This window comes from Streptomyces sp. NPDC051684, from assembly GCF_044453445.1.
Lineage (GTDB): Bacteria > Actinomycetota > Actinomycetes > Streptomycetales > Streptomycetaceae > Streptomyces.
This window is the reverse complement of record NZ_JBITCS010000035.1, coordinates 75,775-90,572: the sequence shown is the minus strand read 5'-3', so window position 1 is coordinate 90,572 and position 14,798 is coordinate 75,775. Positions and strand designations below refer to the sequence as shown.

The following is a 14,798-nucleotide window of genomic DNA, read 5'->3' as shown; positions in this document are numbered from 1 at the left end:
GGGGGGGGGGGGGCCCGCGGGGGGGGGGGGGGGGGGGGCGCCCGCCCCCCGGCCGGCGCCCCCCCCGGGGGGGGGGGGGGGGGGGGGGGGGGGGCGGGGGGGACCCCGCGGCCCCGCCCCGGCACGCCTACCCGTCCTCCGGCCTCGGGGCTCCGCCCCGGACCCCGCGCCTCAATCGCCGGCGGGGCTTGATATGGCCGACCGAGCCTTGGGCAAGACGGGGCTTGATGGGGCCGACCGAGCCTTGGGCAATCTGCCGCCTTGGGCGGCAGGGTGGGCAAGGCGGCCCCCGGTGCCGCGCAACCATCCGGACGGCCCCCGCCCCCCCATCACCACTACTCACCCGCACCCCTCCCGAGGACCCGTCATGACCCGCACTCTCGCCCTCGACGCCACCCCCTCCCTGCTCCCCCTCATGCTCCGCGGCGCCGCGCTCTCGCCACTCAAGCGCCCCCGCCCCGACGCCCCGCTCCCCGACACCCGGCTCACCGTCCCCGGCCTCCGCATCGCCCAGGAACATCTCACCGCGTACGAACGCGCCTGCGGGTTCGCGACCGAGCGGCCCGAGTTGCCCGTCACGTACCCGCACGTCCTCGGGTTCCCGCTGGCCATGCGGCTGATGTCGGAGCGCGCGTTCCCGCTGCCGCTGCTCGGCCTCGTCCACACGTCGATCGCCATCACGCAGCAGCGCGACCTGGCACCCACTGAAACGTTCGAACTGGGCGTCCACGTCAGGGAGTTGCAGCCGCACCGCCGCGGCACCGAGGCCGTCGTCGTCACCGAGCTGCACGCCGAAGGTGCGCCGGTGTGGCAGTCGACCAGCACGTACCTCGCACGGCACAGGACGTCCGCCCCCGGCACGGAGCAGCCGCGCGAGACCACCACCCCCGCCCAGCCGCTCCCCGAACTCGCCCGCTGGCGCCTCGGCGAGGACCTCGGCCGCCGCTACGCCGCCGCGTCCGGCGACCGCAACCCCATCCACCTGCACCCGCTCACGGCCCGCCTCTTCGGCTTCCCGCGCGCCATCGCGCACGGCATGTGGACGGTCGCCCGCTGCCTGGCGGAGCACAAGACGCACGGCCCCGTCCACGTACAGGCGGGCTTCAAGGCGCCGGTACTGCTGCCGGGCGAGGTGGTGTACGCGGCACAGGGCCCGGCCTTCGAACTGCGGGCCGCGAAGGGCGACCGGGTCCACCTGACCGGCGAGGTGCACGGGTTGGCGGGCTAGACGGGCACTGGCCGGCGGGCTAGGGCTTGTCGTTTGGATCAGGCCGGATCAGGGAGCGGGGCCTGGTGCGTGCGATCGCAAGGCGGAGGAGGGAGGCGACGCGGAGCGTCGTCGACCGACGACAACGCCGCGAGCGTGCGTGCCAGGCCCCGCGAGCCCGGCCTGATCCAAACGACAAGCCCTAGCGGTCCGACCATCGCTCCCCGACCATCAAATTACCGAGGCCCGACCACGCGAAGTTCATCATCGTCGCGGCGGCCTCCTTCGCGGACACCGACGCGTCGCCGTTCGCCCAGCCGGCCAGCGCCTCCGCCGCGCCGACCAGGGCCTGGGCGAGGCCCGCGACCTCGCGCTCGGCCAGCTCCGGGTTGTCGTGCGCCTCGCGCGCGGCCTCCGCGATCAGATGGGTCACGAACGCCACGATCTCGTCGCGCATCGCGACGATCTCCGCGACGAACGGTGCCCCGCCGGAACGCGCCTGGCTGTGCAGCACCGCCCACCCGTCGGGGTGCTCGGCGGTGTGCGCGAAGAAGGCGGTCAGGCCCTCCCACAGCTGCCGGTCGGCGGTCACGTCCGTGCGTACGCCGGTGCGGATCGCGCCGACCAGTGCCTGGGACTCACGCCGAATGCAGGCGCTGAACAGGTCTTCCTTCGAATTCAGGTACAGGTACACCAACGGCTTGGACACGCCCGCCAGTTCGGCGATCTCGTCCATCGACGCGGCCCGGTAGCCGCGCTTCCCGAACACCCGCACCGCGGCGTCCAGCATCTGCCGCTCCCGCTCGGCCCGCGGCATCCTCTTCTGCCGCACCGCCCCGGACCGCCCCTCGCCACCCACCCCTGCCACCTTTTCATCGTCCGCTCTGCACGGTTCAGCGTACGCAGCCCAGCGAGGCCCCCGTCCCCGATCGGCCAAGAGTGATGGCCCGCCGGACCGACTCCTCTTCCACTGAGCCTTTTCCGACCTGGCTGTCACGTCCGTGGACCATGCCTGGCGGAGCATTCGTCGCCCGGCGGTCGGTTGTGGACCTGCTGGTCCCGAGCCCGTCCCCAGGGGACACGACCACTCACCCGTGACCAGCACAGACGTCAGGTTGGAGAAGGCTCAGTATTCCGAAAGGACAGCCCGAGCTCTGGGGCCGCCGACCGTTTCCGCCGTTTTTCGGGCGATGGCCGGGAAGAGTCAGATCCCTGCCGCGCTCCATCCGGATCACTGCCAGAGCCTGGAGTTCGCCGAAGAATGTCTGCGGAGTTCCTGGCAGTCCGTGCTGTACGACGCCTCAGGGCAGCCCTATGAAATCGGCCTCGATGCCACTTCCCGGCTCGTGGGGACAGCACGGAAACTCGGGGCCGATATCGAGGGAGAGTTCGAGACCATAGGCCGCGCGGCAATACCCGACCGGACGCCCCCGCACGGGATCGGTCGTTGTGTGGAGTTCATCGAGAAGACCGACATCTCTTGTTTCAGTCCCGACATCGGGACCCAGCACGGCGACTGTCCGAACCCGCCCGAGATCGACACCCGGAAGCTTGCCGGGATCTCGGAGGCCGCCGATGTCCCGCTCGTCGTGCACGGCGCGAGCGGTCTCGCGCCGGAACGGCTTGCCAGGTTGGCGACGTCGGCGGAGCTGGGGGTGGGAAAGGTCAATTTTTCGACCACGCTCAAGCACGCCCACTGGGCCGCCACGGTCGCGTTCGCCTCCGGCACGGGTCAGGGCGCGACGGATCCGCTGCAGCTGCACCACGGGGTCAGGGAACTCGTGTCAGGTCACGCGGTGCGGTGCATCGAGACGGTCAACAGTGCAGGGAGAGCCCACGGACGTCTCCGCGTTCGCCCACAAAGCCGGCCTGCACGCCTCCGCGATCAAGGCTGACCCCGACCTGTACCAGCACATCGACCCGGACCTCGTCGGCAACCATATGCGGATGCTGGTCAGCGACATGGCGGGCCGTGCCTCCATCGAGCTCAAGGCCGCCGAGCTCGGCATCGACCTCGGCGGCGATCGCGAGCTCGTCGGCCGTGTCGTGGAAAGAGTCAAGGAGCGCGAACTCAAGGGCTATACATACGAATCCGCCGACGCTTCCTTCGAACTGCTCCTCCGTCAGCGAAGCCACGGTCAAGCCGCGGGTGCGGGGCGAGCGCGCTGTCGTCGCCCGCGAGGGAAGCGGCTCGATCAACGCCCTCGACAACGCCCTGCGTGCGGCGCTGACCAAGCACTACCCCGCGGTGTCCAGCTTGCGCCTTGTGGAGTACGAGGTGTCGCTGGTCCAGCACGGTCACGGAACCGAGGCCACCGTGCGCGTCCTGGCCAAGACCACGGACGCCGACGGCGACTGGTGCACGGTCGGCGTCGGTACCGACATCATCGAAGCGTCCTACGAGGCGCTGCACGAGGCATATGTGTACGGGCTGCGCCGGGCTGCCGCCCTCTCTCACCTGGCAGCCGTCTGAGGTCTCCGGGCCCGGGCCGTCGGACCGCCTGACGCAACGCAACGTGCCCCGCGACCTTGCCGGTCGCGGGGCACGTTGCGTACGAGCCGGGGGACGTCAGGCCGCGGCCGACACGGCCACTTCCTGCGGCTCGTCCACCGGAGAGGACGTCGCGCTGTTGTAGGCATCGCGGTCGAGGATCTTCTCCCGCGCGGAGACGATCACCGGGACGAGCGCTTGGCCCGCAACGTTCGTCGCCGTCCTCATCATGTCCAGGATCGGGTCGATCGCGAGGAGCAGGCCGACGCCCTCCATCGGCAGGCCGAGCGTCGACAGGGTCAGCGTCAGCATGACGGTCGCACCCGTCAGACCGGCGGTGGCCGCCGAACCGATCACCGACACGAAGGCGATGAGCAGGTAGTCACCGACGTTGAGGTCGATGCCGAAGATCTGCGCGACGAAGATCGCGGCGATCGCCGGGTAGATCGAGGCGCAACCGTCCATCTTGGTCGTCGAACCGAACGGCACGGAGAAGGAGGCGTACTCCTTCGGAACGCCGAGGCGCTCGGTGACCCGCTGCGTCAGCGGCATCGTGCCGACGGAGGAGCGGGAGACGAAGGCCAGCTGGATCGCGGGCCAGGCGCCCTTGAAGAACTGCAGCGGGCTGAGCTTGGCGACCGTGGCGAGCAGCAGCGGGTAGACGCCGAAGAGGACCAGGGCGCAACCGACGTAGATGTCGGCGGTGAACGTCGCGTACTTGCTGATCAGGTTCCAGCCGTACGTGGCGATGGCGTTGCCGATGAGGCCGATGGTGCCGATGGGGGCGAGCTTGATGACCCACCACAGGGCCTTCTGGAGGAGCTCCAGGACGGACTCGGAGAGGGTGAGGATCGGCTGGGCCTTCTCGCCGACCTTCAGGATGGCGATGCCGGCGACGGCGGCCATGAAGACGATCTGCAGCACGTTCAGCTCGGTGAACGGCGTGATGATGTCCGTCGGGATGATGCCGGTGAGGAAGTCGATCCAGGAGCCGGCCTCTTCCGGCTTGGCGCCGTCCTTCGGGGTCAGGCCGGTGCCGGCGCCCGGGTTGGTGAGCAGCCCGATGGCGAGGCCGATGACGACCGCGATCAGCGACGTGACCATGAACCAGATCAGCGTGCGCGAGGCGAGCCGGGCGGCGTTGTTGACCTTGCGGAGGTTGGTGATCGACACCAGGATCGCGAAGAAGACGAGCGGGGCGACGGCCAGCTTCAAGAGCTGGATGAAGGTGTCGCCGACCTTCTGCAGGGTGGTGACGAGCCAGGATATGTCCTGGCTGCGGGCCAGCCAGCCGAGCAGCACACCCAGGACGAGACCGCCCAGGATCTGCGCCCAGAACGGGATCTTGGGTATGCGAAAGCCGGACTTCTGTTCGGCTGCGGGGGTGTTCGCGGACACGGAGGCACTCCTGTGGTGACGCGCGGGGTTTCGGGGCAACGTGCAGGAGCGGCCACCGCTGGATCCTCGGATCCGGTCACCGGCGCCGCTGCATACTTCGGAATTTCGCGATCAGTCGCGACACGCCGCGGACATGCAGCGGCAGAGATCAACATGCAGGCGCTCCACGAGCGGGACGCTCATGGCCTTCTGGTGCGCTGCTGATGTCTTCATGACACGAACGTTAACACTGCACCTTTGAGTACATCAAAGGGCTTCTTTGGGGAAGACGAGGTGCCCGTACGCCCCCAAAGCGGGATTTACCTTGAAAACGCAGGCGACCCCGACACCAGATGCGGTGCCGGGGTCGTGCGAGGTGTGAGGAAGCTTACGAGGCCGAGCCGGTGCGGGCGGCGTCGTCCGCCTCGTCCTCCATGGTGCGGCTGGCCGCCATGTTCGCCTTGGCGCGGTCCACGCGGGCGACGACCTTCCGAGAGGCGCGGTCGCGCTCACCGCGCAGCACGATGTAGCTGATGGGGGCGGAGATCACGAGGCCGAGCAGCGCGATCCAGAGCCAGTAGGAGCCGCCGATGCCAGCGGGCACGATGCCGGTGGCGACGAGACCCCAGACGACGAGGAAGCAGCCCACGAAGATCCCGAGCCGCATCAGCGTGTAGCGGAGCATGTCAATCCACTCTTCCGTTCCGAAATGGTGCCCTTACAGGACGAGCGCCCCTCCAGTGAAGCACGGGGAGGGGCGCTCGATTTCATCGGGGGCTCGTGGAGTCCGTGGAGTCCCGGCGTCAGATCAGCCAGCGGTTCTTGCGGACGGCGGGCAGTTCGGCCCACACCCGGCCGAGGCCGTAGTAGCGGCCCGCGCCGGTCGCCGCGGTGATCAGCAGGACGAGGGCGATCATCCAGTGGTCGTCCATGAAGGGGTTGCTGTCGGGCCAGAGCGAGACGAGCCACATGAAGGCCATCATGAGCGTGCCCGCGGCGGCCGCGATCCGCATGCCGATGCCGAGGATCATGGCGAGGCCGACGCCGAGCAGGCCGAGCATGAAGACCAGGTCGAGCCACCAGGCGCCGGCCACGGAGTCAAACATGTGGGCGAGGGGCCCGGTCGTGCCGTGCAGCAGGAAGCCCCGGCACCCTGCGGTGCGTCCGCTCGTGAATACATTCACAAGCTACGCCCGGTGCTTAGGCCGTCCCTACGGCCGAAGGTCCCGATCCGGACGTCCGAACGTCACGACCTCGCCTCTGGTTACGCTCGGCCCCATGCGCACCACACCTCCCCTCGCCTTCGAACTCGACCCGGCCGTCGACCCGGATCTGCGCGACGGGCTCCTCGCCCTGTGGTCGGACGTCACGAACGCCGGCGGCGCGGTCGGCTTCGTCCCGCCGGTGACGCCCGAGGACATACGCCCCGAGCTGGTCAAGCGCCTCGCCGACCTCGCCGAGGGCCGCACCCGCCTCCTGGTGGGCCGCGACGAGCACGGCAAGGTCGCCGCATCCGCCTTCCTCGCCCACAACCAACACCGCCTGATGAAGCACCACTTGTGGCTCTACACGGTGATGGTCCACCCCGGGCACCAGGGCAAGGGCTACGGCCGCGCGCTGATGTCGGCCGCCGCGGACGCCGCCCGCACCTTCGAGGGCATCGAGGCCCTCCGCCTCACCTGCCGCGGCGGCACGGGAGCGGACGCCTTCTACGCGGCATGCGACTACAAGGAGGTCGGCCGCGTCCCGGGCGCCATCCGCGTCGCCCCCGGCGACGACCGCGACGACATCCACATGATGCTGCCGCTCCTCTAGCCGCCCCGGGGCAAGCCCCACCCCCGGTGCACCCGCACCGGGGGCCGCCTTGCCCACCCTGCCGCCCAAGGCGGCAGATTGCCCAAGGCGAGACGGCCTCGGCCTGCACCGGCACATCAAGCCCCTGCGGCGATTGAGCAGCGGGGCACGGGGCGGAGCCCCGATCTTTTGGATCCCCGCCGGCGATTGAGCAGCGGGGCACGGGGCGGAGCCCCGATCTTTTGGAGCCCCGCCGGCGATTGAGGCGCGGGGTCCGGGGCAGCGCCCCGCGACCGAGGAGGACGTCCACCGAAACGAGAACGGGTCCCGGCAACAACCGGGACCCGCCAAAATCACACCCGCATCGGCTGCGGCGCATCCCGCCGCCCCGGATCCGCCCCCTCGTACTCCCGAATGATCTCGTACCGCGTGTTCCGCTCCACCGGCCGGAACCCCGCATCCCGGATCAGGTCGAGCAGATCCTCACGGGTCATCTTGTTCGGCGTCCCGTAGTTGTCCGCGTCATGCGTGATCTTGTACTCGACGACCGAACCGTCCATGTCGTCCGCCCCGTGCTGCAACGCGAGCTGCGTGGTCTGCAACCCGTGCATGACCCAGAAGCACTTCACGTGCGGCACGTTGTCGAACAGCAGCCGGGACACGGCGAACGTCTTCAGCGCCTCCGCACCCGTGGCCATCGTCGTCCGCGCCTGCAGCTTGTTGCGGACCTTGCCGTCCTGCATGTCGACGAAGTCGTGCTGGTAGCGCAGCGGGATGAAGACCTGGAAACCGTTGGTCTCGTCCTGCAGTTCACGCAGCCGCAGCACGTGGTCGACGCGGTGCCGGGGCTCCTCGATGTGCCCGTACAGCATCGTGGACGGCGTCTTGAGGCCCTTCTCGTGCGCGAGCCGGTGGATCCGCGACCAGTCCTCCCAGTGGGTGTCGTGGTCGACGATGTGCTGCCGGATCTCCCAGTCGAAGATCTCGGCGCCGCCACCGGTGAGCGACTCCAGACCCGCCTCGATCAGCTCGTCGAGAATCTCACTGGCACTCATCCCGGAGATCTTCTCGAAGTGATGGATCTCGGTGGCCGTGAAGGCCTTGAGGCCGACGTTCGGCAGGGCCTCCTTGAGCGCCTTGAGCGAGCGCGGGTAGTAGCGCCACGGAAGGTTCGGGTGCAGCCCGTTGACGATGTGGAGTTCCGTCAGGTTCTCCGACTCCATCTCCTGGGCGAGCTTGACCGCCTCCTCGATGCGCATCGTGTAGGCGTCCTTCTCGCCGGGCTTGCGCTGGAAGGAGCAGTACGCGCACGAGGCCGTACACACGTTGGTCATGTTGAGATGGCGATTGACGTTGAAGTGCACGACGTCGCCGTTCTTGCGCGTGCGCACCTCGTGGGCGAGGCCGCCGAGCCAGGCCAGGTCGTCCGACTCGTAGAGCGCGATGCCGTCCTCGCGGGACAGCCGCTCACCGTCCCTGACCTTCTGCTCCAGCTCGCGCTTGAGCCCTGCGTCCATTGCCGTACCTCTCCTCGCTCAACGACCGTCCCACCGTACGCCGTCGCACCGACAGGCCCCGGCAGGGCCCGTCCCCTCAGACCTCTTCGGGAAGCTCCCCGACCCGGTTCTCCCACTTCGTGGAGAGAATGATGGTGGTACGCGTCCGGGACACGCCCTTCGTGCCGCTCAGGCGCCGGATCGTGCGCTCCAGGCTGTCCACGTCGCCCGCGCGGACCTTGAGCATGTACGAGTCGTCGCCCGCGATGAACCAGCAGTCCTCGATCTCGTGCAGATCGCGCAGGCGGTGCGCGACGTCCTCGTGGTCGGCCGCGTCGGAGAGCGAGATGCCGATGAGGGCGGTGACACCGAGGCCGAGCGAGGCGGAGTCGACGGTGGCGCGGTAGCCGGTGATCACGCCGGCCGCCTCGAGGCGGTTGATGCGGTCCGTGACGCTGGGTCCGGACAGGCCGACGAGCCGGCCCAACTCCGCATACGAGGCGCGGCCATTCTCGCGCAGGGCCTGGATGAGCTGCCTGTCCACGGCGTCCATAAGGTCCAATGCCTTTCATTATTCAGCGTTGACGCGAGCTTATGTGTACGATCGAAGGCGCGCTAGGGTTTACCCCCGCAAAATCTAAAGTCCATCCCCTGGATCAGTGAAGATCCATCGGACATCGAACCCCCAGGAGAGTGTCAGCGTGTTCACGATCGAGATGGCGTACGCCCGCATGCGCGAGATGCAGGCCGAGGCCATTCGTTCGCGTGCCGAGCAGCCCGCCCCCGCGCGCCGCGCGAAGGGCCGGCACGCCGCCCGCCCCGCCAAGAAGCGCTGAGCGCGAGCGCGTCACTCCGCATCACGGGAGCCTCCCCCGAGCTCTCCCTCCCAGCGGCGGTACAGCGTGTGCGGCACTCCCGCCGCGTCCAGCGTCCGCCCCGCGACGAAGTCCACGAGGTCCTGGATGTGCGTCGCCCCCGCGTAGAACGCCGGTGAGGCGGGCAGCACCACGGCCCCCGCCTCGTCGAGCGCCACCAGGTGCTTGAGGGTCTGCCCGTTCAGCGGCGTCTCCCGTACCGCGACGATCAGCGGCCGCCGCTCCTTGAGCGTCACGCTCGCCGCGCGCTGCAACAGATCCTTCGAGAGCCCGAGCGCGACACCGGCCACGCACGCCGTCGAGGCGGGCACGATGATCATGCCCTTGACCGGGTACGAGCCGGAGGAGGGCCCGGCCGCGAGATCACCGGCGGGCCAGTACCGCACGGCGTCGCCGTCGAGATCGATCCCGCCGAACGTGTCCGGCTTTCCGTCGGCGCCGCGCGCCAGCCACTCCGCCAGGTCCTCGCGCCAGTGCGCGTCCCGCAGCGGGATCCCCGTCTCGTCGAGCAGCGTGAGCCGCGAGGCCCGCGAGACGACGAGGTCCACCGATTCGCCCGCCGCGAGCAGCGCCCGCAGCACGGAAGCGGCGTAGGGGGTACCCGACGCTCCGGACACCCCGACGACCCAGGGCCTGCGGCTGCTTGCTTTGACGTGCTCCACACCACGAGCCTATCCGGCGGCCCGGCGGGGGAACTTGAGCAGGGGCGGCGAGCGTTCTTTCCATGACGGGCGGGGGCTGGGATGACTGGGCTGACGTACGAAGACGGATCGGGCCGGGCGGCGGGGCGGCGGCCGACGCGCGAGCGGGTGCTGGCGGCGGGCAAGGTGATGCTCGCCTGGGTGGCCCTGCTCTGGCTCCTCGAAGTGGTCGACGCGGCCACGGGCAACGCTCTGGACTCCTTCGGCATTCAGCCGCGCGAGCCGTCCGAGCTGATCGACGTGGTCCCGGCGTCCTTCATCCACTTCGGCTTCGCGCACGTCGCGGCGAACTCGATACCCCTGCTGGTCCTCGGCTTCGTCGCGGCGCTCGGCGGCCTGCGCCGTTTCTTCCTGGCCTGCGCCCTGATCGTCGTCGCGGACGGCCTCGGGGTGTGGCTGGTGGCCCCGTCCCACACGAACACGGCGGGCGCCTCGGGCCTGATATTCGGCCTGTTCGCCTTCGTCGTCCTGTCCGGTTTCGTGGAGCGCCGACCGCTCGGCATCGTCGTCGGCGTGCTGATAGCCGCGTACTGGGGCACGTCGTTCCTGGCGGGCCTCTCCCCCACGAACGACGGCGTGAGCTGGCAGGGCCACCTGATCGGTCTCGCGGCGGGGGTGGCGGCGGCGTTCGTCCTCCGCCGTCGGCGCACCGGGCAGGGCTGAGTACGCGTCTGAGTAGCCGCCCCGATGCACCGGGCCCGCCCGCGCGCGAAGGTGCCTGCATGAAAGCCCGACATCTGGTGCTGTGCGCGGTGGCCGTCGCCCTCGCCCTCGTCCTGGTCTTCACGCTCTCCGTTCCCGTCGAGACGGTGCTGCTCGCCGGAGGCGGCGCGATCTGCCTGCTGTGGCTCGTACTCCTGCTGACCGTGCCCTGGAACATCTACTTCCGGGCGCGCTCCGTGGTGCACGAGGCCGGGGTCAGCCGGGAGAAGGGGATCGCCGTCCCCGCCGACCGGGACGCGGAGGCTTCCCGGATCGCCACCGTGATGCTGCGCCTGGCGATCGGGGCGCACCTGGGCACCGCGGCGGCCGCGGTCCTCGCGGCGTGGGCGACCGGCCGAGAGGCGGGCTACTGGATCGCGGGCAGCTATCTGCTCAGTACCCTCTTCCGCCCCGCGGGCGCCTGGTTCGGCGCGCTGCGCCGCCGGCTCGCCACCCTCGACAAGGAGGTCCGCCACCCGCGCGACGACGTCGCCGAACTCCTCGCGACGGTCACCGAGCTGCGCAGGAGCGCGGACATCCACGAGGACAAGGCGGAGGAGCTGTACCGCGACGTGGGGCATCTGCGCACCTCCGTGGACGCGATCGGCCTGTCCGCCCACGACCGGGCGAACCGCACGGACCACCGCGTCGAGGCGCTCAGCCGGGAGTTCGAGTCGGTGGTGCACCGCCTGACGGACAACCAGGAGATCATCACCGGCCTGAAGGCATTCCTGCGTCTACTACGCGATGAGGGCGGCGGCACCCATCCGGTGCCGCCGCCCTCGTTCACGTAGGGCCGGGTCCTGCCTAGACCGACAGCCCCCGCACCAGCAGATCCAGCAGCGCGCACACGAACAGCGCGATGCCGATGAAGCCGTTGACCTGGAAGAACGCCCGGTTCAGGCGGGAGAGGTCGTGGGGCTTCACGATCGAGTGCTCGTAGAGGAAGGCGCCCGCGACGATCACGAGGCCGACCCAGAAGAAGGCGCCCGCGTCGGTGGCCAGGGCGTACCAGACGAACAGGGCCGTCGTGAGGGTGTGGCAGACGCGCGCGCCCCAGATCGCCCCGGGGATGCCGAAGCGCGCCGGAACCGACTTCACGCCGACCTCGCGGTCCGTCTCCACGTCCTGGCAGGCGTAGATCAGGTCGAAGCCGCCGATCCAGATGCCGACGGCGAGCCCGAGGATCACCGCGGTCCAGGACCACTCCCCCGTGATCGCGATCCACGCGCCGATCGGGCCCATCGCCTGCGCGAGGCCGAGGATCGCCTGCGGGAAGTTCGTGAACCGCTTGCCGTACGGGTAGACGACCATCGGGATCACCGCGATGGGCGCGAGGGCCAGGCAGAGCGGGTTCAGGAGCGCCGCCGCGCCGAGGAAGACGACGAGCGCGACCAGCGCGCCGGTCCACGCGGTCTTCACCGACATCGCGCCGGTGACGAGCTCGCGGTGGGCGGTGCGCGGGTTGCGGGCGTCGATCTCCCGGTCGATGATCCGGTTCGCCGCCATCGCGAACGTACGCAGGCCGACCATCGCGATGGTGACCAGGAGCAGACGCCCCCAGTGGATGTTCCCGTCCAGCTCGAACATGGCCGTCAGGGCCGCGATGTAGGCGAAGGGCAGCGCGAAGACCGAGTGCTCGATCATGACCAGGCGCAGGAACGCCCTGGTCCGTCCCGGCTGCTGCGGGATTGCTGCTGAAGCGCTGGTCACTAGAGTCCGTACTCCTTCCAACGGCGGTCCACCAGGGCCGCCGTACGGGGGTCGGAGACGACCATCTCGGGCCAGCCTCCGTCCCGCGTGTACCCCTCCTCGGGCCACTTCTTCGTCGCGTCGATGCCCGCCTTGCCGCCCCAGAACTGCTGGTACGAGGCGTGGTCGAGGTGGTCCACCGGGCCTTCGGTCACCATCAGGTCGCGGGCGTAGTCGGTGTTGCCGAGGGCTCGCCAAGAGACTTCATGAAGGTCGTGGACGTCGCAATCGGAGTCGACGACGACGATGAGCTTCGTCAGCGACATCATGTGCGCGCCCCAGATCGCGGACATGACCTTCTGGGCGTGCTTCGGGTACTTCTTGTCGATCGAGACGATCGCGCAGTTGTGGAAGCCGCCGGACTCCGGCAGGTGGTAGTCGACGATGTCCGGGACGATCACCTTGAGGAGCGGCAGGAAGAAGCGCTCCGTGGCACGGCCGAGCGGGCCGTCCTCCGTCGGCGGGCGGCCGACCACGATCGACTGGAGCAGCGGGCGCTTGCGCATCGTCACGCAGTCGATCGTCAGCGCCGGGAACGGCTCCTGCGGCGTGTAGAAACCGGTGTGGTCGCCGAAGGGCCCCTCGGGCAGCATCTCGCCCGGCTCCAGCCAGCCCTCGATGACGACCTCGGCGTTGGCCGGGACCTGCAGCGGCACCGTCTTGCAGTCGACCATCTCGACGCGCTTGCCCTGGATGAACCCGGCCAGCATGTACTCGTCCATGTCCCCGGGCAGCGGCGCCGACGACGCGTACGTGACCGCCGGCGGGCAGCCGAAGGCGATCGCGACGGGCAGCTTCTCGCCCTTGCGGGCGGCCACCTGGTAGTGGTTCCGGCTGTCCTTGTGGATCTGCCAGTGCATGCCGATGGTGCGCTTGTCGTGGCGCTGGAGCCGGTAGAGCCCGAGGTTGCGCACGCCCGTCCCGGGGTCCTTGGTGTGCGTGAGCCCCAGGTTGAAGAAGGAGCCGCCGTCCTCGGGCCAGGTGAACAGCGCGGGCAGCTTGTCGAGGTCGACGTCGTCGCCGTGCAGCACGACCTCCTGCACGGGCGCGTCGTCCGACTTCACCTTCTTCGGCGGTACGTGGGTCATCGCGCCGAGCTTGCCGAACGCCTCGCGGATGCCGACGAACCCGTGCGGCAGCTCCGGCTTGAGCAGGCCGCCGATCTTCTCGCTGATGTCGTCGTACGACTTCAGGCCGAGCGCCTTGAGCAGGCGCCGGTCGGTGCCGTACACGTTCATCGCGAGGGGCATCGACGAGCCCTTCACGTTCTCGAAGAGGAGCGCGGGGCCGCCGGCCTTGTTCACCCGGTCGACGATCTCACCGACCTCCAAGTACGGGTCGACCTCGGCCTTGATGCGCTTCAGGTCGCCCTCGCGGTCCAGAGCCCTGAGCAGGGAGCGAAGATCGTCGTAAGCCATGCCTTCCAGTATCCGGCAACCGTTACCCTGGCCCGGTCACCGGGGGCCCGATGGGCCCCGTTCCGCTCCGTGGGGGATCTCGACCCGATGCTGCGCTACTTGCCCTTCCTCCTGGTCCTGGCGCTCTGGATCTACACCTTCATCGACTGCCTGAACACCCCGGAGAAAGAGGTGCGCAAGCTGCCCAAGGTGGTCTGGGTCATCATCATCCTGCTGTTCGGCGAGGTGCTCCTCGGACCGATCGCCTGGCTGGTGGTGGGCAGGCCGCGCCGCACTCCCGCGGCCGGCGGCGGCACCCGGTTCGTCGCGCCCGACGACAACCCCGAGTTCCTGCGCTCCCTCAGGGACGACGACAAGAAGGACGACTGAGCACCATGGACCTCGGCCTCGCCCGCACCTGGCTCGCCACCGCCGTCCAGGAGGCGAGGGACGGCCTCGCCGAAGGCGGGATCCCGATCGGCGCCGCCCTGTACTCCACCGACGGCGAGGTGCTCGGCCGCGGCCACAACCGGCGTGTGCAGGACGCCGACCCGTCCGTGCACGGGGAGACCGACGCGTTCCGCAGGGCGGGCCGGCAGCGCACGTACCGGGGCACCACGATGGTGACCACGCTCAGCCCCTGCTGGTACTGCTCGGGCCTGGTGCGGCAGTTCGGCATCTCGCGGGTGGTCATCGGCGAGGCGCGCACCTTCCACGGCGGGCACGACTGGCTCGCCGAGCACGGCGTGGAGATCGTCCTGCTCGACGACCCCGAGTGCGTCGGCCTGATGACGGACTTCATCGCGGCGAAGCCGCAGCTGTGGCACGAAGACATCGGGGACATCGGGGAGTGAACCGCCCGGGGGGCCGTCGAGCGGTCCCCTGTTCCGCTCGACGACCCCTGAGCGGAGTTCAGTGTGGCTCAGCACCCTACTGAACTGGAGTGAATTTCTAGAAATTCACTATAGAAACACAGCCCCGAAGCGGTGCCTTACGCTGGTCGTCG

At 69.5% G+C, this 14,798-nt stretch carries 17 protein-coding genes and 1 pseudogene; 9 read left to right on the top strand and 9 right to left on the bottom strand.

Features of this window, described 5'->3' with window-relative positions; translation table 11 throughout:
- Positions 1 to 367 precede the first annotated feature (367 nt).
- Positions 368 to 1,228, top strand: a complete 861-nt coding sequence (locus ACIA8D_RS33005) for a MaoC family dehydratase (protein WP_399237861.1) — start codon at positions 368 to 370, stop codon at positions 1,226 to 1,228.
- Positions 1,229 to 1,409: 181 nt separating this feature from the next.
- Here the strand turns inward: ACIA8D_RS33005 and ACIA8D_RS33000 are convergent, their stop codons facing one another.
- Positions 1,410 to 2,024 carry a TetR/AcrR family transcriptional regulator gene (locus ACIA8D_RS33000; RefSeq protein ID WP_399237867.1) on the bottom strand — a complete coding sequence of 205 codons (615 nt, stop codon included), beginning with the start codon at positions 2,022 to 2,024 and terminating at the stop codon, positions 1,410 to 1,412.
- 184 nt (positions 2,025 to 2,208) lie between these two features.
- Between ACIA8D_RS33000 and ACIA8D_RS32995 the strand changes: the two genes are divergently transcribed.
- Both ACIA8D_RS32995 and ACIA8D_RS32990 read left to right on the top strand, forming a co-directional pair.
- Complete coding sequence (locus ACIA8D_RS32995) at positions 2,209 to 3,102, top strand: class II fructose-bisphosphate aldolase (RefSeq protein ID WP_399237860.1); 894 nt, start codon at positions 2,209 to 2,211, stop codon at positions 3,100 to 3,102.
- Positions 3,050 to 3,680: pseudogene (locus tag ACIA8D_RS32990) on the top strand (alpha-isopropylmalate synthase regulatory domain-containing protein); the annotation flags it as partial. The gene ACIA8D_RS32995 and the pseudogene ACIA8D_RS32990, both read left to right, overlap by 53 nt.
- 96 nt (positions 3,681 to 3,776) lie before the next feature.
- On the opposite strand, the gene ACIA8D_RS32985 reads toward ACIA8D_RS32990, so the two are convergent.
- From ACIA8D_RS32985 to ACIA8D_RS32975, 3 genes are all read right to left on the bottom strand, one after another.
- The gene (locus ACIA8D_RS32985) at positions 3,777 to 5,096 is read right to left on the bottom strand and encodes a dicarboxylate/amino acid:cation symporter (protein WP_399237859.1); all 1,320 of its coding nucleotides are present in this window, start codon (positions 5,094 to 5,096) and stop codon (positions 3,777 to 3,779) included.
- Between the two features lie 367 nt (positions 5,097 to 5,463).
- Positions 5,464 to 5,760 (bottom strand): DUF4229 domain-containing protein, encoded by a 297-nt coding sequence (locus tag ACIA8D_RS32980; RefSeq protein ID WP_399237858.1) that lies wholly within the window; start codon positions 5,758 to 5,760, stop codon positions 5,464 to 5,466.
- A 118-nt stretch (positions 5,761 to 5,878) separates the two neighbouring features.
- A complete protein-coding gene (locus ACIA8D_RS32975; protein ID WP_399237857.1) occupies positions 5,879 to 6,181 on the bottom strand; it encodes a hypothetical protein in 303 nt (100 codons plus the stop codon).
- Positions 6,182 to 6,353: 172 nt separating this feature from the next.
- On the opposite strand from ACIA8D_RS32975, the gene ACIA8D_RS32970 reads away from it, so the two are divergent.
- The gene (locus ACIA8D_RS32970; protein WP_399237856.1) at positions 6,354 to 6,890 is read left to right on the top strand and encodes a GNAT family N-acetyltransferase; all 537 of its coding nucleotides are present in this window, start codon (positions 6,354 to 6,356) and stop codon (positions 6,888 to 6,890) included.
- Positions 6,891 to 7,222: 332 nt separating this feature from the next.
- On the opposite strand, the gene mqnE is transcribed toward ACIA8D_RS32970, so the two are convergent.
- Together mqnE and ACIA8D_RS32960 are read right to left on the bottom strand one after the other, a co-directional pair.
- Positions 7,223 to 8,386, bottom strand: coding sequence for an aminofutalosine synthase MqnE (gene mqnE, locus ACIA8D_RS32965; RefSeq protein WP_399237855.1), 1,164 nt, complete (start codon positions 8,384 to 8,386; stop codon positions 7,223 to 7,225).
- Positions 8,387 to 8,462: 76 nt separating this feature from the next.
- On the bottom strand, positions 8,463 to 8,918 hold the full coding sequence (locus tag ACIA8D_RS32960) for an Lrp/AsnC family transcriptional regulator (RefSeq protein ID WP_266712846.1): 456 nt from the start codon (positions 8,916 to 8,918) through the stop codon (positions 8,463 to 8,465).
- Positions 8,919 to 9,066: 148 nt separating this feature from the next.
- On the opposite strand from ACIA8D_RS32960, the gene ACIA8D_RS32955 reads away from it, so the two are divergent.
- Positions 9,067 to 9,201, top strand: a complete 135-nt coding sequence (locus ACIA8D_RS32955) for a hypothetical protein (RefSeq protein ID WP_399237854.1) — start codon at positions 9,067 to 9,069, stop codon at positions 9,199 to 9,201.
- A gap of 11 nt (positions 9,202 to 9,212) precedes the next feature.
- On the opposite strand, the gene ACIA8D_RS32950 is transcribed toward ACIA8D_RS32955, so the two are convergent.
- On the bottom strand, positions 9,213 to 9,902 hold the full coding sequence (locus ACIA8D_RS32950; RefSeq protein ID WP_399237853.1) for a UbiX family flavin prenyltransferase: 690 nt from the start codon (positions 9,900 to 9,902) through the stop codon (positions 9,213 to 9,215).
- 81 nt (positions 9,903 to 9,983) lie between these two features.
- Between ACIA8D_RS32950 and ACIA8D_RS32945 the strand changes: the two genes are divergently transcribed.
- Positions 9,984 to 10,604: a rhomboid family intramembrane serine protease gene (locus tag ACIA8D_RS32945; RefSeq protein WP_399237852.1), complete on the top strand. Its 621-nt coding sequence runs from the start codon at positions 9,984 to 9,986 to the stop codon at positions 10,602 to 10,604.
- A 59-nt stretch (positions 10,605 to 10,663) separates the two neighbouring features.
- Positions 10,664 to 11,437 carry a hypothetical protein gene (locus tag ACIA8D_RS32940; RefSeq protein ID WP_399237851.1) on the top strand — a complete coding sequence of 258 codons (774 nt, stop codon included), beginning with the start codon at positions 10,664 to 10,666 and terminating at the stop codon, positions 11,435 to 11,437.
- A 13-nt stretch (positions 11,438 to 11,450) separates the two neighbouring features.
- Here ACIA8D_RS32940 and mqnP read toward each other — a convergent pair whose 3' ends face one another.
- Positions 11,451 to 12,356 (bottom strand): menaquinone biosynthesis prenyltransferase MqnP, encoded by a 906-nt coding sequence (gene mqnP / locus ACIA8D_RS32935; RefSeq protein ID WP_399237850.1) that lies wholly within the window; start codon positions 12,354 to 12,356, stop codon positions 11,451 to 11,453.
- Positions 12,356 to 13,813 carry a menaquinone biosynthesis decarboxylase gene (locus tag ACIA8D_RS32930; RefSeq protein ID WP_399237849.1) on the bottom strand — a complete coding sequence of 486 codons (1,458 nt, stop codon included), beginning with the start codon at positions 13,811 to 13,813 and terminating at the stop codon, positions 12,356 to 12,358. Before ACIA8D_RS32930 ends, mqnP begins: the two co-directional genes overlap by 1 nt.
- An 87-nt stretch (positions 13,814 to 13,900) precedes the next feature.
- Between ACIA8D_RS32930 and ACIA8D_RS32925 the strand changes: the two genes are divergently transcribed.
- Both ACIA8D_RS32925 and ACIA8D_RS32920 read left to right on the top strand, forming a co-directional pair.
- A complete protein-coding gene (locus tag ACIA8D_RS32925; RefSeq protein WP_399237866.1) occupies positions 13,901 to 14,182 on the top strand; it encodes a PLD nuclease N-terminal domain-containing protein in 282 nt (93 codons plus the stop codon).
- A gap of 5 nt (positions 14,183 to 14,187) precedes the next feature.
- Positions 14,188 to 14,646 carry a nucleoside deaminase gene (locus ACIA8D_RS32920; RefSeq protein ID WP_399237848.1) on the top strand — a complete coding sequence of 153 codons (459 nt, stop codon included), beginning with the start codon at positions 14,188 to 14,190 and terminating at the stop codon, positions 14,644 to 14,646.
- Positions 14,647 to 14,798 lie beyond the last annotated feature (152 nt).